This window comes from Terrimonas alba (genome assembly GCF_042434975.1).
Lineage (GTDB): Bacteria > Bacteroidota > Bacteroidia > Chitinophagales > Chitinophagaceae > Terrimonas_B > Terrimonas_B alba.
In genome coordinates, this window is the sequence record NZ_JBHMQM010000001.1 from 720,898 (window position 1) to 745,848 (window position 24,951).

At 40.0% G+C, this 24,951-nt stretch carries 21 protein-coding genes; 10 read left to right on the top strand and 11 right to left on the bottom strand.

All coding sequences use genetic code 11. The features are described 5' to 3' along the window. Window positions 1–398: 398 nt before the first annotated feature. Together ACFEL9_RS02890 and ACFEL9_RS02895 are read right to left on the bottom strand one after the other, a co-directional pair. Window positions 399–1,142 carry a class I SAM-dependent methyltransferase gene (locus ACFEL9_RS02890; RefSeq protein ID WP_385885968.1) on the bottom strand — a complete coding sequence of 248 codons (744 nt, stop codon included), beginning with the start codon at window positions 1,140–1,142 and terminating at the stop codon, window positions 399–401. 53 nt (window positions 1,143–1,195) lie between these two features. After that, on the bottom strand, window positions 1,196–1,852 hold the full coding sequence (locus ACFEL9_RS02895; RefSeq protein WP_385885970.1) for a response regulator: 657 nt from the start codon (window positions 1,850–1,852) through the stop codon (window positions 1,196–1,198). 1,541 nt (window positions 1,853–3,393) lie between these two features. Here ACFEL9_RS02895 and ACFEL9_RS02900 point away from each other — a divergent pair. Both ACFEL9_RS02900 and ACFEL9_RS02905 read left to right on the top strand, forming a co-directional pair. Continuing rightward, window positions 3,394–4,224, top strand: a complete 831-nt coding sequence (locus tag ACFEL9_RS02900; protein WP_385885972.1) for a sensor histidine kinase — start codon at window positions 3,394–3,396, stop codon at window positions 4,222–4,224. Window positions 4,225–4,274: 50 nt separating this feature from the next. Further along, complete coding sequence (locus tag ACFEL9_RS02905) at window positions 4,275–4,925, top strand: response regulator transcription factor (RefSeq protein ID WP_276500460.1); 651 nt, start codon at window positions 4,275–4,277, stop codon at window positions 4,923–4,925. A 38-nt stretch (window positions 4,926–4,963) separates the two neighbouring features. Here ACFEL9_RS02905 and ACFEL9_RS02910 read toward each other — a convergent pair whose 3' ends face one another. The 8 genes from ACFEL9_RS02910 to ACFEL9_RS02945 all read right to left on the bottom strand — a co-directional run bounded on the left by ACFEL9_RS02910 (window position 4,964) and on the right by ACFEL9_RS02945 (window position 11,924). Beyond that, a complete protein-coding gene (locus ACFEL9_RS02910) occupies window positions 4,964–5,620 on the bottom strand; it encodes a CoA transferase subunit B (RefSeq protein ID WP_385885974.1) in 657 nt (218 codons plus the stop codon). Between the two features lie 3 nt (window positions 5,621–5,623). Continuing rightward, window positions 5,624–6,322, bottom strand: coding sequence for a CoA transferase subunit A (locus tag ACFEL9_RS02915; protein WP_385885976.1), 699 nt, complete (start codon window positions 6,320–6,322; stop codon window positions 5,624–5,626). Between the two features lie 15 nt (window positions 6,323–6,337). Further along, window positions 6,338–6,817, bottom strand: coding sequence for a DUF4296 domain-containing protein (locus ACFEL9_RS02920; RefSeq protein WP_385885978.1), 480 nt, complete (start codon window positions 6,815–6,817; stop codon window positions 6,338–6,340). Then, window positions 6,814–7,734 carry a type IX secretion system protein PorD gene (gene porD, locus ACFEL9_RS02925; RefSeq protein WP_385885980.1) on the bottom strand — a complete coding sequence of 307 codons (921 nt, stop codon included), beginning with the start codon at window positions 7,732–7,734 and terminating at the stop codon, window positions 6,814–6,816. The genes ACFEL9_RS02920 and porD overlap by 4 nt, the downstream gene beginning before the upstream one ends. Further along, entirely contained in the window at window positions 7,727–8,923 is a 1,197-nt protein-coding gene (coaBC, locus tag ACFEL9_RS02930; protein WP_385885982.1) for a bifunctional phosphopantothenoylcysteine decarboxylase/phosphopantothenate--cysteine ligase CoaBC, read from the bottom strand. Before coaBC ends, porD begins: the two co-directional genes overlap by 8 nt. Before the next feature lie 89 nt (window positions 8,924–9,012). Further along, complete coding sequence (locus tag ACFEL9_RS02935) at window positions 9,013–9,354, bottom strand: DNA-directed RNA polymerase subunit omega (protein WP_276500454.1); 342 nt, start codon at window positions 9,352–9,354, stop codon at window positions 9,013–9,015. After that, window positions 9,329–10,147, bottom strand: a complete 819-nt coding sequence (locus ACFEL9_RS02940) for an outer membrane protein assembly factor BamD (protein ID WP_385885984.1) — start codon at window positions 10,145–10,147, stop codon at window positions 9,329–9,331. The genes ACFEL9_RS02935 and ACFEL9_RS02940 overlap by 26 nt, the downstream gene beginning before the upstream one ends. Before the next feature lie 157 nt (window positions 10,148–10,304). Next, a complete protein-coding gene (locus ACFEL9_RS02945; RefSeq protein ID WP_385885986.1) occupies window positions 10,305–11,924 on the bottom strand; it encodes an OmpA family protein in 1,620 nt (539 codons plus the stop codon). 197 nt (window positions 11,925–12,121) lie between these two features. On the opposite strand from ACFEL9_RS02945, the gene ACFEL9_RS02950 reads away from it, so the two are divergent. From ACFEL9_RS02950 to ACFEL9_RS02985, 8 genes are all read left to right on the top strand, one after another. Then, on the top strand, window positions 12,122–13,084 hold the full coding sequence (locus tag ACFEL9_RS02950; protein ID WP_385885988.1) for a polyprenyl synthetase family protein: 963 nt from the start codon (window positions 12,122–12,124) through the stop codon (window positions 13,082–13,084). A gap of 31 nt (window positions 13,085–13,115) precedes the next feature. Next, window positions 13,116–14,837 carry a single-stranded-DNA-specific exonuclease RecJ gene (gene recJ, locus ACFEL9_RS02955; RefSeq protein WP_385885990.1) on the top strand — a complete coding sequence of 574 codons (1,722 nt, stop codon included), beginning with the start codon at window positions 13,116–13,118 and terminating at the stop codon, window positions 14,835–14,837. A gap of 149 nt (window positions 14,838–14,986) precedes the next feature. Continuing rightward, entirely contained in the window at window positions 14,987–15,343 is a 357-nt protein-coding gene (gene rpsF / locus ACFEL9_RS02960) for a 30S ribosomal protein S6 (protein WP_276500449.1), read from the top strand. 3 nt (window positions 15,344–15,346) lie between these two features. Beyond that, window positions 15,347–15,610 (top strand): 30S ribosomal protein S18, encoded by a 264-nt coding sequence (gene rpsR, locus ACFEL9_RS02965; RefSeq protein ID WP_276500448.1) that lies wholly within the window; start codon window positions 15,347–15,349, stop codon window positions 15,608–15,610. A 79-nt stretch (window positions 15,611–15,689) separates the two neighbouring features. Beyond that, window positions 15,690–16,136 carry a 50S ribosomal protein L9 gene (gene rplI, locus ACFEL9_RS02970; protein WP_385885991.1) on the top strand — a complete coding sequence of 149 codons (447 nt, stop codon included), beginning with the start codon at window positions 15,690–15,692 and terminating at the stop codon, window positions 16,134–16,136. A 276-nt stretch (window positions 16,137–16,412) separates the two neighbouring features. Continuing rightward, a complete protein-coding gene (rbp, locus tag ACFEL9_RS02975; protein ID WP_385885993.1) occupies window positions 16,413–16,811 on the top strand; it encodes an RNA-binding regulator in 399 nt (132 codons plus the stop codon). Between the two features lie 284 nt (window positions 16,812–17,095). Further along, the gene (locus tag ACFEL9_RS02980; RefSeq protein ID WP_385885994.1) at window positions 17,096–18,472 is read left to right on the top strand and encodes a glycosyltransferase; all 1,377 of its coding nucleotides are present in this window, start codon (window positions 17,096–17,098) and stop codon (window positions 18,470–18,472) included. A gap of 35 nt (window positions 18,473–18,507) precedes the next feature. Then, on the top strand, window positions 18,508–19,329 hold the full coding sequence (locus ACFEL9_RS02985; RefSeq protein WP_385885996.1) for a universal stress protein: 822 nt from the start codon (window positions 18,508–18,510) through the stop codon (window positions 19,327–19,329). 60 nt (window positions 19,330–19,389) lie between these two features. Here ACFEL9_RS02985 and ACFEL9_RS02990 read toward each other — a convergent pair whose 3' ends face one another. After that, window positions 19,390–24,816: an alpha-2-macroglobulin family protein gene (locus ACFEL9_RS02990; protein ID WP_385885997.1), complete on the bottom strand. Its 5,427-nt coding sequence runs from the start codon at window positions 24,814–24,816 to the stop codon at window positions 19,390–19,392. Between the last annotated feature and the right edge of the window lie 135 nt (window positions 24,817–24,951).

The window sequence follows — 24,951 nt, forward strand, 5'->3', positions numbered from 1 at the left end:
AGTCATTCCCGATCCTTTGAAAAACCCTGAACGATTCTCCCTTGCTAATCAACTTTCTGTTTTTATAATTATCAACCTGTTTTTTGATCCGTTCTTTTATGGAAAACTGTCAAACTAAAACCGGAAGCCATTGGCCTTTTCCTATTATTACTCAAACGCATAATAAATTTTTCTTTCATAACAGTAACGTTCAGAGCCCCTTCGAGAGAAGGGGTTTCTTTTTAAAATATCAGTCATATTATTGCGAAAAGTAATGGCCCCTGCTGTCCCAAGTCAGAGGGATCACCTATTTATTTATAAAGCTGGGTGTAAAATGCCGTATAGGCCTTGCAATGGTCGCTATACGAAATGGTGTTGTGGATTTTAAGTGAGAAACAACTACAGGTACACTTTACACTTCATATCTTCTCAGCCACGATATAAGCCCTAGAGTCACCTAAATTAAACTTTTTTCGCCCAGGTACACTATATATTTCTTTCAAACTGAAGCCGGCCTGCATTAACATCGCTTCCATTTCGGCAACTGAAAAAATATAATCGATTGCTGTTTTGGTTTCGGTATCGCCGTTTGGAGCAATGATGGTGGATTCTGTTTCTATACGGGTGGGGTGAAAAAGATATTTGGAAGCATTAAGAAATTTCAATTCATCAACAGTCGTCCACGAATTTTCTTTAAAATGCTTAATGGCGATTTCGGTCAATGACCATGTATTGATAAAAAGGTGGCCTTTCTTTTTCAGGTTTGCGGCAATGGAAGATAATAAACGGGAAGTATCATTGGCATTAAAAAAATTTAAGCTATTTCCCATACATAAGGCCAAATCAAAAATATCGTTGGTATAAAACCGAAGGACATCGGCTTGAATGGCTTTTATGGGAAGAGATTTTTTTTCAGCTATTTCCTTTATTTCATTTATATATTCTTGCAGGTTATCGACCGCTGTAACATTTACTCCTTTTTGTGCCAGGGCTATTGTATGCCTGCCATATCCGCACATTACATCCACCACTTTACTTTCATGGTTAAGATTGAAATATTGCTGAATAAACTCAGCTTCTTTTACTGAGAATTCCGGCGGAATGATTGCCCGCCAAATATCTTTATAGTAGCCGTCGAAATAGGTATTATTAATGTTTTCCATTAAGACTTTGTAAAAATATTCACGCCGGAGAAATTACACGCAAATGGATAGGATTATTCCAAAAGTTTATTTCTCATTGCATACATTACTAATCCTGCAATGGTTTTGGCCCCCACTTTTTGTTTCATGTTTTGCCGAATGGTTTCAATGGTCCGTGGACTAAGAAAAACTTCTTTAGAAATCTCATCAGTAGTCTTGTCCTCAGCAATGAGCTTTAAAATCCGTATCTCCTTTTCCGACATTTTTACCGGGTTGGGATAAAATTGACGAACCGTTTTTTTATGCTGCAGTTTCAGCAATACGGCTTTATTAACTAACTCATTAAAGTAAAAATCATCGTTCATGCAGGTAAGGATGGCCTGATATATTTCATCAGGATCTGTTGTTTTTGTAAGGTAGGCATTGGCACCCATCTCCATCATTTTCGTAATCATTTCCTGGTCGTCATACATGGTGAGCACAATTATCTTAAGTGCCTCATACTCTTTACGGATCATACTGATGGCATTGATGCCGTCAACTTCCGGCATCCGGATATCCATGAGTATTACATCGGGCAATTTGAGCTGTAGCTTATGCATAAGGTCCTTTCCGTCCTCCGCCTCCCATAATATCTTTAAATACTCCCGGTCTTTTAATGCCATTCTGATTCCATCACGGAAAATTTTATGATCATCGGCGATTGCAATTTTTATCTCCTGGCTATGCATTACAACTTTAATTTTAAGCAGTCAATTAATGGATGGTGATTTTTCGATTCCAAATGTAGTTTTTTTTGCATTTCTTATTTGTTTCGTTTTCAAATTTTTGGGCGATATAATTGAGTATAGGCATACATTATATTACATTTTAATATTGGTGCTTCATACGTTCAAATGAGTAGAATTTGTCGGAAGTCTACTACAATAACGGTAAAAAAACTGAGTTTTTAAAAGCAGCAATACTGCTCTTGTCCACACAGAAATGTGGATATAGCTTTGTTGTAAGTTGATTGACAAAGATTAGCCGCATCCAATATCCTGACCGGTAAAACCGGAAAACCGTCCATAACAAGATTTCCAATTATCCATTGAAAACCTAAAGCGAAATCCAATGTCAATCAACTTATTTTTACTTTTCCACTCCAGGTTTTAAATAGCCCCAATTTTTCTTTTTGCTTCTTTACTCTTCCTATAGGAAATTAACTTCGTTAAACTACTCATTAAAATAGTGAAAATACTGTTCTTGGTTCGAAAAAATACTCTATTTTCGAAAGTATGTTTACTTAGTAAATAGTCTATGATTCTTTACTGTAAAGGGTTTGATGAGTTTCTAAGAGTTTACCAACAAAAAACACCCCATGGAATTCCCCCCCTGCAATGTCAATTTTTACATCCAGAATCGATTCTTGAACTAAAAAAAACGTTACTGTTATGAAAAAGGCACTGAAAAATTCACGCATCCTTGTAGACGTTAAAGACCTTTCGGTTTTCGTTTGGGAAGACGCTGAATAAGCTAATTAGAAAGTTTCAATTTCTGAAAAGTTTTTCTATTTTTGGATAAAATCCATATAATAGAAAAGCTTTTTTTACATATACTTATCTACTCTTATTTGCTTCTTCCCGTTACCTTTCTTTTTTCCAAGAGTAAAAGAAAAGTTGACTTAGTCATCGGGATTTATGGAGTTATTTTTTTCATTTTTCTATTTCTACAGGATAAAAGCCTCATACCAAAAGAAATAATACGCTTGTATCAGTCATTTTATACTTTCTGCGAATATTCCTTCCTAACCTACTTGCTTTTTCAAAATATTACGATAAAAAAATTACGAATAACGATCTGGATTTTATCTTCCTTTTTTGTAGGCTTTTTGATATACGACTTTTTAAGCAACCAAATAGTTAAGCTGGATTCGATATCAGTAGGGATTGAAACAGTTTTAATTTTCATCTATATATCATTTTTCTTTTACCAAAGTTTTAAGAGTGTGAATAATGAATATATATTCAGTCAGCCAGGCTTTTGGTTATCCCTGGGCATTTTGATTTACCTTGGAGGTACTTTTTTCTTTAATATTCTCGTTAATGATATCGATGAAACACAAGCGTACAAATATTGGTTCCTGACTTATATAGCAGATACTATTAAAAATCTGTTTTTTTGTGTTTCTATTATCGTATATGCCCGCAACCGTCATAAGCAAAAGCTTCCACCTAAATCTGTACCATACTTAGACCTTGACATGAATTAACCTTACCCACCCAACAACGATATGTTTTTACTACAAGCCACTAGCCCATCTTCAGGAGTATCCTCCGTGCTGTTTATCGGCACCATGGGTATGCTTGTATTAACCGTCGGGCTGGTGTTATTTATAATTTTCCACCAGCGTAAGGTATCCCGCTACCAGCGTACGCTTCAAAAAATGGAGGAGGAGCAGCAAAAAATCCTTCTTGATGCATCAATAAGGCTGCAGGAGGAGGAAAGACAGCGTCTTGCTGCCGATCTGCATGATGATGCCGGCCCCTTGCTGGCGACCGCCCGTTTATACCTCAATGAAAACCTGGTAAACCAGGACAAGGCAACTCAATTACAAGCCATTTTCCAGGCGAGACAAATAATTGACGATACCATTCAGTTGGTACGGAATATCAGCCATAGCCTGATGCCGCCTACATTGAAGAATTTTGGGCTCGAATCCGCCATCAATGATGTTTTTCAAAAAATCAGTGGCTCAGGCAGCATGAATGCCAGCAGCCGCTTCCATGACTATAGAGACAGGTTAAAACCCGAAAAAGAGCTGATCATTTTTCGCATCGTCCAGGAGCTTATCAATAATATTTTAAAGCACAGCAGTTCAAGCTTTATTCATTTGACACAAAATGTGCATGGAGATAAGTTTTACCTCCGGATACACCATGATGGAAGAGGTATTATCCAAACTGACTTTGACAAGCTGAATAAAAGTAATATCGGGCTTGGCCTGAAAAATATCAGCAGCCGCCTGCGTGTAGCTAAAGGAAACATTTATTTCGAAAAGGATATTTCGCAAACGTATTATAAAGTAACCATTGAATTACCTAAGGACGATCCATACGAGTAGTTGCTAGTTAGTTGCTGATTATTTGCTAATTTCACCTCTTATCTGAAACTATGGGAATCATTAAGGTAGCTATTGCTGACGACCACAAAATTTTCCGAAAAGGAGTCATCCTTTCATTGCGTCCATTTACCAACATCAAATTTGTACAAGAGGCAGAAAACGGCGACGAATTGCTGAGTGGAATCGCACAATCTGAGCCCGATGTTGTGCTAATGGATCTTCGTATGCCCGGTAAAGACGGTATCGAGGCCACTAAATTTATCAGCAAGCAATACCCCAACATAAAAGTGCTGGTGCTGAGTATGTACGAGGATGAACGTTTCGTCTATCATCTTATGGAAAACGGGGCAAACGGTTATATGCTGAAAAATGCTGATCCGCAGGAAATACGGAGAGCAATAATGGAAGTGTATGAAAAAGGCTACTACCTCAACAACTTTGTTAACCGGATTCTTTTAAAGAAATCCCACTCCCGTCAAAAAGTGGTGCCATCTCTAAATAATGAGGTTACGCTGAGCGATAAGGAGAGAGATGTGCTCCGCTTTATCTGTATGGAATTTACCGCCCAGGAAATAGCTCAAAAAATGGAAATAAGTCCCCGAACAGTGGAGGCGATTAAAGATCGGCTCATGGAGCGATTTGGGAGCAAGAATACTGCGGGCCTTGTTTTTTTCGCCGTAAAGAATAACCTGATCGACTAAGCCTTGCCTTTAAACATGATTTAATTCACCGCGTCGGCTTAAAAACTCATCTCGGGAACTTCGCCTTCGATTACAAGCCTACCGGCTGTTTTTGCCTTTATTTCATCAATACTGACACCCGGCGCTCTTTCCAATAACTGAAACCCATTTGGCGTTACATCCAGGACCGCCAGCTCTGATACAATCCTCCTGACACATTTCAGCCCGGTTATAGGAAGAGTACACTTAGGCAAAAGTTTGGATTCACCTTTTGGATTGCTGTGCATCATGGCCACAATAATATTTTTGGCACTTGCGACCAAATCCATTGCTCCACCCATGCCCTTGACCATTTTCCCGGGAATTTTCCAATTAGCTATATCCCCTTCCTCACTTACTTCCATGGCTCCTAAAACAGTCAAATCCACTTTGCCGGCACGGATCATCCCAAAACTCATCCCCGAATCAAAGAATGCAGAACCGGGAATCGTCGTGATGGTTTGTTTGCCAGCGTTAATCAAATCCGGATCTTCCTCTCCCTCCCACGGAAATGGTCCCATGCCCAATAAACCATTTTCACTCTGAAATACCACGCTAATCCCCTCAGGAATGTAGTTAGCTACCAGGGTAGGTATTCCAATTCCCAGGTTCACATAATATCCATCTCTCAATTCCCTGGCAATGCGTTGGGCAATTTGTTCTTTGGTTAACGCCATGTCTTACAATTTTTTTCTTACGGTTCTTTGCTCTATTCTTTTTTCATAATTAACTCCCTGGAATATTCTATGAACGTAAATACCGGGAGTATGGATATTGTTAGGATCCAGCGAACCGGCTGGCACTATTTCTTCCACTTCAGCGATGGTAACCTTGCCTGCCATTGCCATAAGTGGATTAAAATTGCGGGCTGTCTCTTTATAAATCAAATTACCATGTGTATCACCTTTCCAGGCTTTTACAAGAGCAAAATCAGCCTCGAAAGCATATTCCATCAGGTAATCTTTTCCTTTAAAATTCCGCACCTCCTTGCCTTCGGCGACTTCTGTTCCTACACCGGCTGGAGTATAAATAGCCGGTATGCCGTAACCAGCCGCGAGACAGCGTGTGGCTAATGTACCTTGAGGAATCAACTCCACTTCCAACTCTCCACTTAGCAACTGGCGTTCAAATTCAGCGTTTTCGCCCACGTAAGAAGAAATCATTTTTTTTACCTGGTGTTGTTTCAGCATAAGCCCAATTCCAAAGTCATCGACACCGGCATTGTTGGAAATGCAGGTCAGTTGCTTAACTCTCTTTTTTACTAATGCTGAAATACAATTCTCAGGGATACCACACAACCCAAATCCTCCCAACATAATTACACTCCCATCGATTATATCAAAAATAGCCTCATCAGCATTTGCGATCACCTTTTTCATAGCAAAACTTAAGTATTAAACTGCCTTTATATCTTTCTTTTGTATTCTCCGCTTCCTGATCGAATCTATGATTCTGTTTTGACGTTCGTTCTTGAAAGGAGGTGGGATTCTTTTTTTAATAGAATCACTGAGAATGGTAGAATCTTTAGTTGGCTTAGGTGGCCCGATCGGCACTGTTTTCTTGCTTAATGAATCCAATAGCTCTCTCATTAAATCGGGATGAGCCTGGTAGTAAGAGTAGCTTTTTTCAAATTTCTCTTTTGTCGTTTTATGCAATTGATAAACTTTATTGTACCATTTTTCGCTTTCCGCTATCTTATCAATCGACGAATCTTTATTAAAAACAAAGCCATTCAGAAATTCTGCAGTACGGGTCATATCCCAAACTATTTCCTGCATTTTTTGCCTGGGCAAAATTCCTGCTGGCAATTTATCCTTATTGGAACAACCGAATAAAATTGAAAAGATTAAACCGAATAATAAAAACTTCCTCATTTTAATTCTTTATAGGCCATCGCGTTGGTAATATCCAGTTTGCTTAAAATCTCTCTTATCCTGGTTTTTGTATCTGGATTTGCGCGGCTAAAAACCTTCACCAATTCAGTACTCTTTCCCTGGAAAAAAAATTGCATGATCATGGAATTGGGGTTTTCGGTGTTGATAGTGTTTAAGAAATTTAGAGAATTGGAAATTCCACTTCTTGCCTGCTCTTCGTTTTCATAAAACAAATCCATGCCGGTTCGATAGTAAGCATAAATCGCATCATGCATTAAAGCAAATCGATTGTTATTGAGATTTTCAGCCAACCAATAACGGTTCCTGATATTTTCAAAAGATCGCCACCCGGTAATATCCCTGCTTTCGGGAGCGTTGTTTACAATATTCCATGCCTTTTTAAAATACGCATCGCCTCCCCGCAACGAAAAAGATCCATAATCAAATCCCAATATGATATTGATATAATAAGCAAAAATTGCAGGCAGATTTGCAGCTGAAGGATCACTCCCCTGCACCCGGTTTTCATTGAATTCAATGGGTTGAAACTCCTGGTAGCGAAAAACAACATCATCATCCAGGAAGTTAATAATTGGTGAATTATAGGAGCTGTTGAAAATAGGTCTTGCAGCCTGGACAGTAAGTTTTCCTTTATATAAATTATTGCCTAAATCCTGCTCAACGTTTAATAAAAAATTACATTGGATCTTTTCACCGGGTTGAAATGCGTCATTGGTCCATTTTCTGTTATTGACGAAATTGTTTAAAGCAGTCTGCAAAGTTTGAAAGATATTTTTATTTACCTGGGAACCGACCTTGCCCGATAAAACAGAAACCCGGGCCTGAAGTTCCTGCGCCCTTATCTCATTTCCAAGCACAATCGCAATAAGAAAAATAAACAATACTCTTTTAAGCATAGCATGAGTTTATAATGGTATCCACAATATCTTTCGCCACTTCACTTTTTGATTTGGTATCAAATGATATCTCCGTACCATTCTTTTGAAAGATGGTAATTTTATTAGTATCGTGTCCAAAGCCAGCACCAGCGTCATTCAACGAATTGAGAATGATCATGTCTGCATTTTTTTTATTCAGCTTTTCCCGGGCATAGTCTTTTTCATTCACAGTCTCTAATGCAAACCCGACCAGTATTTGATTTTCTCTCTTTATTTCACCAAGGCTTTTTAAGATGTCTTTGGTTTTTGTAAGTTCAACTACAAGGCCGTCGTCCTTCTTTTTAATTTTCTGATCCGCCTTTGTAACGGGAGTATAATCAGCTACTGCAGCTGCCATGACGGCAATATCTGTTTTTTCAAAAACCTCGTGACAGGCATGGTACATTTCATCAGCTGAAGTCACCTTAACAAGATGTATCCTATTTGAGGGAAATGATATTGAAGTAGGACCTAATACCAAAGTTACCTCTGCCCCCCTTTGGTGTAATTCCTCAGCGATAGCAATGCCCATTTTGCCGGATGAATGATTACCAATAAAACGAACCGGGTCAATGGCTTCGTATGTAGGACCAGCCGTTACCAGGGCTTTTTTACCTGCAAGTGGCTTGCTTGAAAAAAAAATGTCAGTAATAAGCTGCAGAATCTGATCTGGCTCCGCCATCCGACCTTCACCAAACAGGCCACTGGCCAGCTCACCCTTTGCAACCGGGAGTATCGTGTTGCCGTACGATTGTAATAACCGCAGATTATTCTGCGTGGAAGGATGACGCCACATGTCTTCATCCATTGCCGGAACTACAACTACGGGACAGGTTGCAGAAAAATAAGTAGCCATTAACAGATTATCACACTGGCCATGGGCCATTTTTGCAAGGGAGTTACAACTTAGCGGAGCTATCAACATAAGGTTGGCCCAGCGGCCAAGCATGACGTGGTTAGCCCAGGTTTGCTCATCAAACAAATCGATTAATACTGGATTTTTGCTTAGCGTAGATAAAGTCAGCGAAGACACGAAATCTTTAGCGGAGGGGGTCATAATTACCTTTACTTCCGCTCCCTCTTTGATCAATAATCTTACAAGATAAATAGCTTTATAGGCAGCGATGCTGCCGGATATACCCAATAATATCTTTTTTCCATGTAGCATCGTCTTCCAAAATTATCTATTTGCCCATAAAATACAAAAGCGATATAGCTGTCACCATATCGCCCAAAGTATTATTGTAATTACCTGGTTTAATCAAATAACTGGTCTTCTCCCTTACGGAAATAAATTTTATCATCCATAAACTCCTGTGTAGCCAATAAAGCAGGATTTGGCATTCTTTCGTAGGCACGGGAAATTTCTATTTGCTCTTTATTTTCATGGATTTCTTCAAGGCTATCCGTATGGCTGGCAAATTCATCCAGTTTGTTATGAAGCTCTTCCTTAAGAGATATATTTATCTGGTTTGCTCTTTTTGCAACAACGGCAATAGACTCATATAAATTGCCGGTCTTCTTCCTCAGATCATCAAGGCTTTTTGTTTCCACATTGTTGGCAATACCAGCACTAAGCTGACGTCTTAGCTTGCTCATTTTTTAAATTTTTAATATTTGTTTGAGATAAAGTCATGTAGTCTTGAACATCTTTGCGCAACTTACTTTCAGGAAAACGATCGACAAAATCCTCACACTCGTTAATCACTTTTTCAAATCGTTCCGTTTTCTTTTCCTCGATGCTCATTTCAGCGTACCGAAAATACGATTTTATGATCATAAGCTTATACTCATCGGCTTGTGGGGATTCGGGAAACCCGTTTAGTAAAGCCGTAAAGGCAACTCCTGCAGCTCTGAATTGCCCCATATCAAAGTATAGCTTCGCACTTTTATAGTCTTTGATCTCCAATTTTCCCCTGCATATATCGATTATTTCAGAAGCCTGTTTATTTCTTTCTGAGCCCGGGTGAGTATTGATAAAAACCTGCATCATTCCCATAGCCTTAATGGTATTGGTTTGATCCAATTCCGGCTTTGGAGATTGCTTATAAAAGCTATAGGCTCTCATGTAATCCATTTCCTCCGCCTTGGGGCTATTGGGGAAAATTTCGAGGAACGTTTTAAAGAGATTTTCTGCATTTAAATAATCAGCCTGGTTATAGGCGCAATATGCGTATTTGTAATAAATGTCCTGAAATTCAGGTCTTGTTTTATAAAAGGGCATTACATCTTCATATAAAACCTGTGCTTTGCTGTATTTTTTTTGAACGAAATACTTTTCAGCTACACGCAACTTGTATTCGGGATCAGGACTTTTAAGTACTTTATTAATACTTTTTCCTCCGCAACTTGCAAGTAAAACAGTTATCAGTAATACCGGTATAAAACGCATAAAGGTGTGCAAAGTTAATGGATGGCAACAAAACTTATATAAAAAAGATAAGTGGCCAAAATCGTGCAGTTAAGATTTTGATAAAGCAATGATAAGAAAAACCCTTCCACAGAAGTGGAAGGGTTTGTATATCAGCAAAAAGTAAATCGCTAAATTTTTATCTTTTGCGAAGATTCGGGTGTGGAGGAGCCACTGTGTTAGGTCCTTCTTCACCCTCAGCTGCGCCGCGCAGATCAACTGTATCGCAATCACCACCCTCCTGGCCATAGTTGAAGATAAAGCGGTCGGCACTTAGACCTTCTTTTTCAACCAGGTGAGTGATTACCTTATTCACGTGATCCCAGCTCAATTGCTGTTCTTTTTTGCTTGAAGAGCAATAACCGATCACGACTACTTTACACTCAGGAGCGTTACGCAATTTAGCAGCTACTGTAGCCAAAACAGCTTTATTATCATCGCTCAGCACATTTGATCCTTTTTTGAAGGAAATGCTTGGTAATGCACCTAACTTCTCTGCGCAATTATCTTTAGCAACCAATCCTTCGAAGCAAGATTTATCCGGGCATGGGCATTTACCTACACCGTCAGCATCTACTGGTTGGCAATGAGTTGGGGTGATCAATTCTTTATCTTTAGAATCAGGAACACCATCACCATCCGTATCACGGCTTACACCATGAGTATCAACCGGTACGCCGGCAGGAGTTTGCTCTTGGTCAAATTGGTCAGTAACACCATCACCATCTGCATCTGGTAAAACTGGTTTTGGCAGCCTCATCAGGCGAGGATTGCGGATTTCGCTGTAAGCGTAATCCAAAGGATTCAACCAGTAAAGAGGTTCAACAGATTTCGCGCCCAGGTTGAAGTTTAAACCAACAGTTGCATAATTATAAGAGTCAAAATCACCGGTAAGGTCACCTTGTTCAGACCAACGCTGACCATCTAGTAAATCGTCTTTAATAAAAGTCACACGATCTTCAATAGCCAGGTTGATACGATTGCTTAACTTGAAAGCCATACCTAAACCAACTGTACCAGAAGGTTTAAATGTATCGCCGAACAATTTGGGACGTGTTTCACCATGATTTTCAGCAGGTGATTCGTAAGAATCATCCAATATATCTTTCAACTCTTTACGAGTATCCTTGCGATCTTTATAAACGCCGCCATTTACTCCGCTAAAATCGGTTTGATAAGACGCTGTTCCATTAAGTGCATTTACTTTGGTATCATAAATTGTTCCTCCAATACCGCCAAACACATACATATTAAACCCTGTTTTGGCTTTATGAAAGCGAATATTATTAAGGGTTATAACTCCCTGGAGGGAAAGGTCATTTACACTTGTTTTATAGTTATTGTAATATAATCCGGTATACCCGTTCGCAGACCAGGGATTATCGGGTCTTGAAGGGATGTAACTAGAAGGTTTCCAATTCAAACCTTTACCAGTACCATGCAAATACTCAAGTCTCATAGAAAACACATAACCAAATGATTTCCTGATATGAGCACCAAACCCTAAAGTTGGAAAAACAGAAGGCATATCTCCACTAACTGTGAAGGCGCCCCCTTTAATACCTATTTCCCATTGATTACGAGGTTTGGCCGGAAAATTATTGGTTCCGTTCAAAAACTCAGTATGCTGAGGCATTCTTTTAGACGGAATTACAGAAGAATCTGACACATTATGGCCGCCAACTTGACCTTGGGCAAAGCTAAATGATGCCAGTAGACAGAATAAACCTGCCAGTAAAGTGTACTTTTTGCTTATCATAACTAAGGATTAAGATTGAGAAAACAATGTCCTAATAAAACGCAAAAATATGACTTGAACCACAATAACCAAATTTTTGTGAAAATTTTTCATGTAGTTTGTTCTTATTTTTCAATTACTTAGTCACAAAAAAAGTCAATTTCGTTGCATTCACCGCATTAATTTTTTGCAACGTAAATTGCCATTTTTTTTAACATATGAGCTTACCCGTAGGATTGATAGAAACAGAATTGAAGGTATTTGAAACCCGGTTCAGAGAGGCAGTTCGCAGTCAGACCCCCCTCCTGGATAGAATAATGAGATATATCGTAAAGCGGAAAGGCAAACAAATTCGCCCAATGTTCGTGCTACTTTCTGCAAAATTATGCGGTGAGATCACTGAACCGGCATACAGGGCGGCCTCACTGGTTGAACTTTTACATACTGCGACCCTTGTACATGATGATGTGGTGGACGATTCCCAGGAAAGAAGGGGGTTTTTCTCTGTGTATGCATTGTGGAAAAACAAAGTTTCCGTTTTGGTGGGCGACTATTTACTGGCAAAGGGACTATTAATGTCTTTGGATCACAATGATCATAAAATTCTTCACATCCTGTCCGATGCAGTCAGGAAAATGAGCGAAGGGGAGCTTTTACAAATAGAAAAAGCCAGGTCACTCAACCTGAGCGAAGAAATATATTTTGAAATTATTCGCAACAAAACTGCCTCTTTATTAGCATCGGCCTGTTCGGCAGGCGCCTGGTCAACCAGCAATAACGAGGAAATTGCTGAAAAAATGAGGCTCTTCGGTGAGAAAACCGGCATGGCCTTTCAGATCAAAGATGATCTGTTTGACTATTCAAGCGAGAATGTGGGCAAGCCAACCGGCAATGATATCAAAGAGAAAAAACTAACTCTTCCCCTGATCTACACATTAAACAATACTGATAAAAAAACAAGACGGGAAATTATTTATATTGTCAAAAATAAAAACCAGGATAAAGAAAAGGTAAGTTGGATAATCAAAAAAGTCAAAGAAACCGGCGGCATCGCATACGCCACTGAAAAAATGAACCAATTCAAGAAGGAGGCATTAGATATTCTTAATCAATTCCCGGAGAATGCCGCCAGGCAGGGATTAGAAAATCTTGTACTCTACGTAACTGACAGGAAGTATTGAGTGCCGGCTTGCTTAAAAAGATTTAGGAAGAATGAAGAAACGGTGGACAATATTACAAGACGACAGGGAGAATACTCTGCTTTTACAAAAGGCCCTTAATATTCATCCCACCCTTTGCAAAATTTTATCTCAACGGGGGATCTCAAATTTTGAAACTGCAAAAGACTTTTTCAGACCGCAGTTATCTCATTTGCATAGTCCGTGGCTAATGAAAGACATGGATAAAGCGGTTGAAAGAATATTGCGGGCAATTACAAATCATGAAAAAATTTTAGTGTTCGGGGATTACGATGTAGACGGAACAACTGCTGTTGCCTGCATGTATCAATTCCTTATAAAACAACATTTCAATGTTGACTTTTATATCCCGCACCGATACCGGGAAGGGTATGGAGTTAGCAAAGCTGGGATCGACTTCGCAAGAGAAAATGGCTTTGATCTGATCATTTCACTGGACTGTGGCATTAAATCAGTTGATCTGATCTACTATGCAAAAGAGCTAAATATCGATTTTGTCGTTTGTGATCACCATATGCCCGATGAAGTATTGCCGCCTGCTGTTGCTATTTTAAATCCCAAACAAAAAGACTGTAGCTATCCCTATAAGGAACTTTGCGGCTGCGGCGTTGGTTTTAAGTTGATAATGGCTTTGGCCGAGAAAATGAATCTTTCCGGGGATCATGTCTATGAATTTCTTGATCTTGTAGCAGTGGCCATCGCAGCCGATATTGTCCCAATGACTGGTGAAAACCGGGTTTTGGCTTTTCATGGTTTAAAAAAAGCCAACGAAAATCCCAATAATGGTATCAAGGCCTTGAGTTTCCTGAGTGGACTAAAAACCGAATTGCATATTCACAATCTAGTTTTCATAATTGCTCCAAGAGTGAATGCAGCAGGAAGAATGGATGATGCCAGGAAAGCAGTAGAGTTATTTATTTCAAAAACCTATGATGACGCTTTGGGATTTGCCGAAATGCTTCATAGCGATAACAGTGATAGAAAAGAGGCTGATATTAACACTACGCTTGAGGCACTGTCACTTATTGAGGCCAATGATCAATGGCAAAAAAACAAATCGACTGTTCTGTTCCAGCCTCATTGGCATAAAGGTGTAGTCGGAATTGTTGCGTCAAGAGTGATAGAACATTATTACCGTCCTACAATCATTTTAACCCAATCAGGAGAGTTTGCTGCTGGCAGTGCCAGGAGCGTTCCGGGCTTTAATCTTTACGAAGCTATTCATGCCTGTAAAGAACACTTACTCGGCTATGGAGGCCATTTTGCCGCAGCCGGAATGACCTTGGAAATAGATAAAATTGATGCGTTTAGAAACAAATTTGAGGAGATCGTCGCTTCGACCATCAATCCCGATTTTTTAGTTCCGGAAATTGTCATAGATGCTGAAATAGGCTTTGAAGATATTACCTGGCCTTTTTACAATATTATCTCCCAAATGGAACCATTTGGGCCTGAAAATCTTCGCCCGGTATTTCTCGTAAAAAATGTTACTGACAACGGCTATTCGAAAATAGTGAAAGAAGAACACCTTCGTTTTTGTTTAAAAAAGAATAATATTACTCTGACGGGAATCGGATTTAACATGGCATCCAAATACGAGTTTCTCAAATATAAACAGCCGGTTGACGTAGTTTTTAAAATTGATGTGAATGAGTGGAACGGAGAAAAAAATCTTCAGCTAAGGGTTATTGATTGCTTACCTTCAGATGAAATTAATTACAAATCAACGAATTAGACTTGATTTCCCTTTAGAGATTCTTATTAAACCGAAAGTCTAAAAAACTTTGACATCACCCTCCCTGTTCTACCTTCAAATACTTATCTTTGCCGCCCCGTAGCCAAAAGCATGGGGATAAACAAATTTTAAATCACAAACACAGGTAAATGAACAATTACGAATTGATGGTGATTTTTACCCCTGTTCTGAGCGATGATGAATTCAAAGCAGAACAAAAAAAGTTTGCAGCGCTGGTTACCGAAAACGGTGGCTCTATAGTTGCTGAAAACGCATGGGGACTAAAATCACTGGCGTATCCGATCCAGAAAAAGACCACCGGTCTTTATTGGGTTTTGGAATACACTGCGCCATCCGACTTCAATGAGAAGCTGAAGATCCAGCTTCTGCGTGACGAGGCTGTCCTGCGTCACCTTTGTACTAAACTCGATAAATACGCCGTCGAGTACAACGCTAAAAAGAGAAGTGGTGTAAAAACAGGAACTGAAAAAGTAGTGGAGGCTTAAGACATGGCAAAAAATGAAATTAAATACCTGACCGCCATCAAAAGCGACAAAAGGGTAAAAAAATTCTGCCGTTTCAAAAAGTACGGCATGCACTATATCGATTATAAGGATATAGAGTTCCTGAAAAAATTTCTGAACGAGCAGGGTAAATTATTGCCTCGTCGTTTGACTGGTAATAGCCTGAAATATCAGCGCAAAGTATCAGATGCGATTAAAAAAGCTCGCCAGATGGCATTATTGCCTTATGTAACAGACCTTTTAAAATAACCTCACCCTAACTTTCCGCTAACAACGGAAAAGACAGTCCGCCGCGGCGGACTGGGTAATGGTGAACAAAAAGAAAAAAATGGATGTAATATTAATTCAGGATGTTGACAACCTGGGCGCTGCCAATGAGGTAGTAAAAGTAAAGAATGGTTATGCCCGCAACTTCCTGTTCCCTCGTCAATTGGCTATTGAGAGCAGTCCGGGTAACCGCAAGCAACTGGAAGAAAAGCTGAAACAAGTAGCCAAAAAAGAAGCGAAAATGCTGGCTGAAATAAACAGTGTAATCGCAAAACTGAAAGAATCTCCACTTAAACTGGGCGCTAAAACCGGCACCAGTGGAAAGATTTTCGGTAGCGTAACATCATTGCAATTAAGCCGTGCAATTCGTGAACAAAAAGGTTACGAGATTGACCGCAGAAAAATCAGTATTGTTGACGAAGTAAAAGAACTTGGTTCTTATAAAGCATCAATCGATTTTGGCAACGGTCATTCAACAGAAGTGGATTTTGAAGTAGGAGCTGAATAAAGCTAAACTTAAGCTTTTCTCTTAGATAGAACTGTAAAGTCCTCCGGTTGGAGGACTTTTAATTTAGCGGATTGGCAGCTTTCATTACCAAAGCTTTAGGAAAAAGCTGAGGGTTATAAATAATATTTGCCAGAATGTCAAAAAAAATTCCGTTATTTTGTATAGTCTTGGTGTTCTTTACAGTTTTATAAGTCCTGAACGTTTCGAAATAAACGTAGAATGTTCATCGGTTACTGTTTACTGTTAGCACTTTTTTTATTTTTTAAATTTCTCAAAATGAACATTTACGTAGGAAACCTTAGTTGGAATTTGAAAGATCAGGATCTTTCTAACCTCTTTGCCGCACATGGTGAAGTAACTTCAGCCAAAATCGTTAACGACAAATTTACCAACCGCAGCAAAGGCTTTGGTTTCGTAGAAATGCCGAATGACGACCAGGCACAAGCTGCCATTGCAGCACTCAACGGCAGCGAAGTTGATGGCCGTAACATTGTAGTTAATGAAAGCCGTCCTAAACCAGAAGGCTCTGGCGGTGGCGGTGGTGGCTTCAAGAAAAGAAGCTTTGGCAACGGCGGCGGTGGCGGCGGCTTTAAAAAAGGCGGCAGCGGCGGTTATAACAAAGGCGGTGGCGGCGGTTACAATCGTGACCGTGGTGGATATGGTAACGACTATTAATGCAACCGAATTAGAGTATAGATCCTAAAGTCTGGCAGTGCCAGACTTTTTTATTTACTATCAGTTGGTTAGAAATTGTATCCAACTTTTTAAGCGGTAAATTGAATTCCTTTCTGATATTATCCCTACCTTCCGACATATCGCCTGGCAGTTCATTCAATCTGGGCCCGGCGATTTAGATTTCAGGCCTAATCTTTGGCTTATACCATAGTTGCATTTAATAAAATTTCCTGACGCACTATATCAGGCAATAGCATTTTTACATCAAAAAAAGGAATTAAACCATGCTATCTGTTATTATCCCCGCTTTAAATGAGGAAAAAACTATTGGGCAGGTGATAAGGTTTTGTTTTTCAGAGCCAGGGGTTTCCGAAGTAATAGTGGTAGATGACCGTTCTGAGGATGAAACAGTCTCCGTAGCTAAGGAGGCGGGAGCGAAAATTGTCATAAGTGCTGCAAGGGGAAAAGGCATTTCGATGAGGGAGGGAATTGAAGTGGCGACTAATGAGTTTATTATTTTCCTGGATGCCGATATAGACCCCTACCCCGATAAATCAATTTCTAAACTTGCTGCCCCACTTATCAACGACGAAGCTGATTTTGTGAAAGGTGCGTTTGCGAGAAATGCGGGCAGGGTGACAGAATTAGTTGCCAAACCCTTACTGGCCATAATTTTTCCTGGCTTATCGCATTTTTCACAGCCGTTGAGCGGAATGATCGCAGGTAAAAAAACGTTCTTCAAAAAAATTGAATTCTTCAACGATTATGGTGTTGATATAGGCATCCTAATTGATATGTACCTAATGAAAGCAAGGGTACAGGAGGTAAACATTGGATATATCGAGAATAAGAGCAAACCGTGGCAGGCACTCAGCAAGATGAGCGGTGAAGTTTCACGGGCGATTATAAGCAAAGCCCAACGCCATCACAATAATGAGTTGACTCATGAGAGTGTAAATTCGATGGAGGCCATTCAACGGGAAATGAACAATGTGATCCGGGAGAATCTTTCGGCGTTTAAAAAAATGATTGTCCTCGATATGGACGACACGATCCTGATAAAACGCTTTATTGATCAATGCTCCGAAGAGTTTGGCTTTAAAACAAAATTAGACGAGCTGCGTTTTAATGAAAAAGATCCGATTATCCTTACCAAGCGCATTGGGCTCTTATTGAAAAATAAAACAATGGATGATCTTCTTAATGTTATCAGTAACATGCAAATGGCCGATAACATAAAAGAAGTAGTAAGGGCTTACAAAGAGAAAGGTTATTTGGTTGGCATTCTGAGTCATAGCTACACCCTTATTACCAATTACATAAAACAACAGATCGGCGCTGATTTTTCCGTGGCACATCAACTGGAGTTTTTTGAAGGCAAAGCAACCGGTGAAGTAAATCTTCCTTCTTATTTCTTTGGATCACCGGAAAGTGTTTGTGGTCACGCATTTTGTAAAACCAATGCATTGCAACATTTATGCGAAAAATATAATGTGAGCATGAAAAACTGTATTGCAGTGGGCGATAGTAAGGACGACAGGTGCATGATTACTTATGCCGGAAAAGGCGTGGCGTTTTGTACCAGGGACGAATTGCTTGAAAAAATAGCGGATAGTAATATCAGGATAAGAGATTTTGAACCCTTGCTCGCATTCGCATAATAATTCTTAATTTAACGATTCAAATCCGGCTGCTTATGGCAAACAAACTTTATAACATACTTGTCCCCATCGATTTCACCACAAGGAATAAATGGGCTATTGCTAAAGCTATTGAATTAGCGAATAGCTTTGATTGTAACATACACCTGGTATATGTCAATAGATCGGCGAATTCACTCCTGGGAAGAAACATAAATAATGAAACTGTTTTCAGAAAACTGGAGCAGGTAAAGACATTATACAAAAATCAGCTTTGCGGGGAAGGCGATGTGGAAATAAGTGTGCTCCAGGGGAATGTTCAGAAGCAGCTTGTAAATTATATAGAACAATACGAAATGGACCTGGTGATAACTGGTTTATCAAAAATCAACTTTGTCCATCGAATTATTTCCTCTGTTTCTATCAGCCGGCTGGCAAAAAAAGCAAATATTCCCGTGTTGGCCATTCGTTCGGGCGGCCTGGTTTGTCATTTCAAAAAAATCGTATTGCCAGTATCCGGTGAAATACCTATACGCCAAATTCGATTCGCCGCTTTACTCGGAAGAGCTTTTAAATCTACCGTTTACTTCGTATCCCTTCGAAAAAATGCGGACGATATTACAAGAGGTGTACTTGACAAGGCCCTGGAAATGGTACAAAGTATTTCGACGATTCCAGTGCAGTGTGTTTTATTGGAAGGACAAAACCTGGCCAAAAGCACTTTGGAGTTCTCAAAAAAAATCAATGCTGATCTTATCATGGTGAACCCGATCAAAGATTTTCGTCTTCCAGGCCTGTGGAATAAATTAACTAATAAATTACTTTCTTACGGCTCTAAAATACCTGTAGTCACAGTAGCTTCAAACAATAAGAACTAACGAATAGATTTCACCAAAATAAAATGCCACTTAATGTGGCATTTTATTTTACATCATTATTTATTGCTCAATTCGAATTACACCTGCCCCATTATACGAATGATATTCGCCGTTATACATAGCATCTGCGCTAACCGGTCCCATTTTATACTGACCCGGTGACACCGCACGAACAGCATAGTAATAAACTTGTTTATTATAATCAGTATTGACAAAGAAATGGATCCGGTCATCCCGTACGTCTAATGCTGTCGGCGTAGCGGCGTCTTTAATCCAATCCATGCCGGGAATATCTTTTGTCCGCGGATTTTCAATTTCAAATCCTGCAGGTAACAGATCAGTGATCACAACATTCTCAATAGAAGTTGAAAAAGATCGTTCCAGCGTAATCCCAACAATGATAAGATCATTTTGCTTAAACGTGTTAGTGGTTATGGGTCTGCCGAAACGGTCAAAGAAACGCTTCCTCACTTTTAAATAATTGTCCTCTTCCTTATAGTCCCCGGTTGCGCTTATACCCTCGGTCTGCCAGAAATAATATAATCTTCCACTCCCTTTCGTGACAACTTCTATATTACTTCCCTTCAAAGCAGCTTTATCACCCCGCCATTGACCGCCATCTATTTTAGCAATAGTTTTTCCATCAACCTTTATATCAGCGGTAACGGTTGAATTATTTGAAGCTTTAGCCAATTTTCCCAATGCAAGAAAGGCAAATGCCCTTTCCTGTGTACTCAGCCATCTGCGGTTTTTTAACTTATCGGCCACATGTCTCGCCATGATCCCAATTTGATTATTTCCGGGGTCTACTTCGAGCAAAGCATTTAAAGCAATGGCCTCATCTCTCACATCGGAATAAAAACTACCTCCCGTTTGCGCCACTGATTCCTCCCCTGAGAAACTGGAAGGTAACATTGCAGTAAAAGCCTTTTTATCACCCGCAACAGCATAAGTGGCCGACAAAAGATACCTGCTATCGAGAGCCAGTATTTCGGGTTTTGCTTTGTAATAATTCATCGCAGGGACATTGCTTCGTCCTGCCAGCGCCAAAACATACAAACTATACGCAACTTCTTTAGGTGCAATTTTTTTATTCTGAGTGCGGTTGAAATAATAAGTAATCGTCTCCCTATTTTTAAGCTTGTTGCTGATATAACCCAACATGGTTTCCAATAAACTATTGTCAACATCAAAGCCAGCCTTTTTGGCTTCTAGTAAAAAGTGGGCTGAATAAATACTAGTCCACCAGTCCTCTCGTCCTTCGCCATCCCAGAGTGTAACCGCACCGCTATATAGTTGTCGCATCTTTATTTTCCGGATCGCTTCCAGGATATTGCTATTAGCATTCGTTTTGCCTGCCTGTCCGGTAGGCAGGTTCTGCTTATTTAATTGCATTAAGTCGGCCATATCGCTATAATACAATTGTGGAAATGCGGCCGACACGGTCTGCTCAGTACATCCATAAGGATATTGCACAAGATAACGCAGTTGCTCACCTAATTCCAGCATAGGTGAACGGCTGACGACTAAGCTATAATCTGCGCTTCCCGGTATATAGCGGCCCAGGTCTATATTCAACTTCTGTGAACGACCGCCTGTGATTGAACCACTACCGGTGGCTTTCTGCAAAGTGGACGGAGGACGAACAGCGATTTCTGTTACATCTTCAAACTTTTCACCTAATCCATTAACCCGGATCTTGATTTTAGAAATACCAATTGCAGGATTGGCTATTACGTTAAACAAAACTCTTCCTTCACTCTTTGCACTAATGTTGATGCTTTGACTATTACCAGCGCCAGGTTTCACCTGTCCTTCGGTGCTAATAGTAGCAGTGATACTTGCCGATTTATCAGTAGTGTTGCTCAATGTGACAGGGACACTAACAGTATCTCCCGGGCTTAAAAATCTCGGTAACGCTGTGCTGATCACCAGAGGGTCTGCCACAGTCATGGTATTATCCGTTGCACCAAAACTTTGCCCCTTATAGGAAACCGCCATTAATCTGATCTCGCCGCTGAACTGAGGTATATCAAATTCAAATTCTGCTTCACCACTTCCGTTCGCTTTTTTTATACCGCTCCAATAGCTCATTACTTTTATTCGTTTGGCCGGCATCGGGTTCACTCGTTTATCCATGCTTAACTCGCCGTCTCCACCAGTACTACTCAATTTGGCCCTAACCTCAGCAAACAGCAAGGGATACAAATCGTAGGCTGAAACCTGTAATGCTTTTTTTTGATAAAAATAGTTGTAGGGATCCGGAGTCTTAAAATCAGATACCTGCAATACTCCATTGTCAACAGCAGCCAATGTAATATAACTGCCTGGAGCAGCCTTCACCCTCACTTTCTGGTGAGTTCTGGAACGAACAGTCTTTTGCGCCTGGATACTTATCGGGATCTTCCGGCTCTTTTCTTCCACAATCACATTTTGAAATCCGTGAGCCACGGTTAAAGGAATATCCGAAACCTCATGCGGTTTAATAAGAGTAGCTGTAATATAAACATTCGGAACATGATCGCCGGAAAGTTTAAGATTAAGACTTGCGGAACGATTGCTGATATCCACATATTCATACGACAACACATGGTCCGTTTCCATCGTAACAAGCATTTTACCACTAAATGGCGTTTTAAATAATGCTGTTACCGTTTCGCCACTGAGATAGGACTTTTTATCCAGTTCGATATCAATATTTCCTTCGTTATTTACTTCGAACGAATTGTTATTGCCGCCCCAACTGCCGTAGCTATAAAAACTTCTGCTTACATAACTATTTGCGCCGGGTCTATAAATACGCAGCTCATAGTCACCCGGCGATCTTGGTATGTATGAATAAACCGTATTGCTGCCAACGGCAACCTGGCTTTCAGTCATGAGCTTATCTTCTTTTTGTGACTCATAACGAAAATAACTGCCGCTTTTTGTCAACACTGTTCTGTATTCATGTTTTATTACTTCAATCCTGGCTGTTGAACTAACTGCATTGCCATCTCTATTAACAGAAACGAGTTGAAATTTTACTGCCTGGTTCAACGGATAATAAAAATACCAGTCATACTTTATTCCATAGAAAACATCCTGGGTAAATATATCGGCGGACACGGCCCGGCTTACCGGTCTGCCGGTTTCATCAAAAACAGTTGTATAAAAATTAGTTTGCAACATACCAATGTTGGCATAACCCGCCGGCACTTCATACTTTTCATAGGCATTTCCTTCAGCATCGGTTTTACCTTGCTTTACCTGTTTGTCAAAAAAACTATTCTGATTGGCAAGACTAAATTCATACTCCCTGAATTTTTCCGGAGCAAAGGCTTTTTGTTTGACCTGGATCTCCGTTTCATAATTGCGATTGGCAGCAGGTGGGCCAAAGAAATTCTGCGCATTGATGGATAAGTCAGCCGACTCCCCTGGCTTCAGCGAACTTTTGTCAAGCTTTGTAGTCACACGGATACGATCCGGCACAAACTCTTCAACCGAAAAGTTTTTTGATGCCAACAGCACATCTGTTGAAGTATAAACCTCCAGCGTATATCCACCGGTAATAGCGGAAGTTGCAATATCAATACTTCCTTCCAGTGAGCCTTCTTCATTCAGGTTTTTCCGGAACGACTTTAACTCTTTCCCATTGGGTAACAGGAATTTCATTTTTAAAGGAATATCACCCGGTGCTTTCCATTGCCTGTCACGAATGATGACAGCAAAATTTATTTTTTCCCCCGGCCTGTAAATATCTCTTTCAGCGTAAACAAAAGCATCTAAACCGGAAGGATTTGTTCTCTTGCCTCCTACTTCAAACCGCGACGTGTTCACCCTGGTATTATTAAATGGCAGATAGTTAAAATCATCCGCCGTTTTTGCAATGATCATCGCAGCTCTGAATCCAGCATATTCTTTTCTTGCATAAGCAATTTCCGCTACTCCTTTTTCATTGGTCGCACCCGTTCCTATCAGTTGGTTATTGACCGCATATAATGAAATGTTCACGTTGCCAACCGGCAAAGCTGTTTTGATCGAATTACTAAAAATATAAATTTTATCCTGGCCTTCTTTAGCAATCAATCCCAGGTCTGACAGCGAAACAAAGCGACTGTCTCTAACCCAATAATCTTCTGAAGAGCGAATAACAATATGATACACCCCTTTAAAATCCGGCAACCGGTCTTCAAACTGCGAAAAATTAAGCAGCCTGCCTGCACCACTTTTGGGCAACGATCGGGTATCGATTTCCTTTTCATAAATTACATCACCAAGCAAAGCATCGCTACCACCATCTTCATAATAGTCGCCTTCATATTCCCTGTCATAACTCGCTACTGTTGCTTTCGTTTCCTGCGGGTAGTAGCCATATCGTTGTGAAAGCAAGAGATTGTTCTCGTATATCTTTGAAATAACCAATTTTACTTTTGGCACATTCGTAATCTGCACTTCTATATTTTTTCCACCCTTTTTTGAAAGGTAAACGGCTTTGCTATTTGTAAACCTGATATTAGCTTCCAATTCCCCGAAAGCTACGCTGCCTGAATAATCCTCTTTCAACACGCCGCCAATCTTTCCTCTTAATCCTTTTGCAATAGTCAGTATATAACTTTTTTCTACATCAAATTTGTCACTTCGGATGGTAAAGCCATTTTCAGCTTGTTCTACTGTATATGCCAGCGCCGGCTCAAACTTAATAAGCGACTTCAGGTTTTCGCCGGTCAGCTGCTGGCTTGTCGTTACCGCAACAGTACCTTCCATTCCATCGTGTTGTGATTCCATTCCCAGCACGGTCAACACATAAGGCGACGGAATGGATAATGACGCAATGATTGCATTATCGATACCATTCGTACCACTCTCCGGTTTTAGTCCTTTGTCGATCGTCACTTTTGCCGTATAATCTTTATCTTCTGTTTTCAATCCCCGGATGCGCAGCGATATTTTATTATCCGGCGAAGCCGTAATCATATTAAAATCGGCTGTCTTTCCGTCCACTTCCACTTTTAGCTTGTCTTTGATATCTGCAGGGTTTACCCGGTAATTAAAATACAAATCGACCTGCGGAATTGCGGAAGTATTTGTCTCTCCTATCCATACTATTTGAGAATTGTCAAGCAGCAGATCGGGAGTATGAAACTCGATTTTGTCGCCTTCCTTTACATCATTGTACTTACTGAAACGTAGCACAGCATTTCTGACCTTTGCCTTATAGCTTGTAGCCGGGCTTAATGGTTGCGAGGGAGAAAAAACCAGTTGATCAGGACTCTCCCATCTAAACCGGCCCTTAATAGCAGGCTCAAAAGAAATATAATCCGTCGAATCCCATGCATTCAGCATAGAATCTTTTACCATGCTTTGATTAAATCGAAATATCAAATTGCCCAATACCGGCACTTCCCCTTTTGCATTGGTATAAGAAAGGCTAACGGTGTTTTTACTACAGGCTAAAAAAAGAATTGTCCCGCATAACAACGAAATAAGTAATGACTGAATACGCATATAAGATTTGGTTAATGGTCTGGTTGGTTAATAAAGCAGGAAGCGGCATTATCCAATAGCTTCCATGAGATCCGTCGAACTACGAACCTGCTAAAACTAAATGGATTTTTTTACTGGCAAAAATATTTAGGGAGG

Bases quoted from the DNA above. Each gene is read 5' to 3' on its own strand.
- ACFEL9_RS02915 (WP_385885976.1), bottom strand. From the start codon at position 6,322: ATGAAAAAGGTGATCGCAAATGCTGATGAGGCTATTTTTGATATAATC.
- ACFEL9_RS02895 (WP_385885970.1), bottom strand. From the start codon at position 1,852: ATGCATAGCCAGGAGATAAAAATTGCAATCGCCGATGATCATAAAATT.
- ACFEL9_RS02985 (WP_385885996.1), top strand. From the start codon at position 18,508: ATGGCAAACAAACTTTATAACATACTTGTCCCCATCGATTTCACCACA.
- porD (WP_385885980.1), bottom strand. From the start codon at position 7,734: ATGCTTAAAAGAGTATTGTTTATTTTTCTTATTGCGATTGTGCTTGGA.
- rpsF (WP_276500449.1), top strand. From the start codon at position 14,987: ATGAACAATTACGAATTGATGGTGATTTTTACCCCTGTTCTGAGCGAT.
- ACFEL9_RS02900 (WP_385885972.1), top strand. From the start codon at position 3,394: ATGTTTTTACTACAAGCCACTAGCCCATCTTCAGGAGTATCCTCCGTG.
- coaBC (WP_385885982.1), bottom strand. From the start codon at position 8,923: ATGCTACATGGAAAAAAGATATTATTGGGTATATCCGGCAGCATCGCT.
- ACFEL9_RS02920 (WP_385885978.1), bottom strand. From the start codon at position 6,817: ATGAGGAAGTTTTTATTATTCGGTTTAATCTTTTCAATTTTATTCGGT.
- ACFEL9_RS02890 (WP_385885968.1), bottom strand. From the start codon at position 1,142: ATGGAAAACATTAATAATACCTATTTCGACGGCTACTATAAAGATATT.
- rpsR (WP_276500448.1), top strand. From the start codon at position 15,347: ATGGCAAAAAATGAAATTAAATACCTGACCGCCATCAAAAGCGACAAA.
- ACFEL9_RS02905 (WP_276500460.1), top strand. From the start codon at position 4,275: ATGGGAATCATTAAGGTAGCTATTGCTGACGACCACAAAATTTTCCGA.
- rplI (WP_385885991.1), top strand. From the start codon at position 15,690: ATGGATGTAATATTAATTCAGGATGTTGACAACCTGGGCGCTGCCAAT.
- recJ (WP_385885990.1), top strand. From the start codon at position 13,116: ATGAAGAAACGGTGGACAATATTACAAGACGACAGGGAGAATACTCTG.
- ACFEL9_RS02990 (WP_385885997.1), bottom strand. From the start codon at position 24,816: ATGCGTATTCAGTCATTACTTATTTCGTTGTTATGCGGGACAATTCTT.
- ACFEL9_RS02935 (WP_276500454.1), bottom strand. From the start codon at position 9,354: ATGAGCAAGCTAAGACGTCAGCTTAGTGCTGGTATTGCCAACAATGTG.
- ACFEL9_RS02980 (WP_385885994.1), top strand. From the start codon at position 17,096: ATGCTATCTGTTATTATCCCCGCTTTAAATGAGGAAAAAACTATTGGG.
- ACFEL9_RS02945 (WP_385885986.1), bottom strand. From the start codon at position 11,924: ATGATAAGCAAAAAGTACACTTTACTGGCAGGTTTATTCTGTCTACTG.
- rbp (WP_385885993.1), top strand. From the start codon at position 16,413: ATGAACATTTACGTAGGAAACCTTAGTTGGAATTTGAAAGATCAGGAT.
- ACFEL9_RS02910 (WP_385885974.1), bottom strand. From the start codon at position 5,620: ATGGCGTTAACCAAAGAACAAATTGCCCAACGCATTGCCAGGGAATTG.
- ACFEL9_RS02950 (WP_385885988.1), top strand. From the start codon at position 12,122: ATGAGCTTACCCGTAGGATTGATAGAAACAGAATTGAAGGTATTTGAA.
- ACFEL9_RS02940 (WP_385885984.1), bottom strand. From the start codon at position 10,147: ATGCGTTTTATACCGGTATTACTGATAACTGTTTTACTTGCAAGTTGC.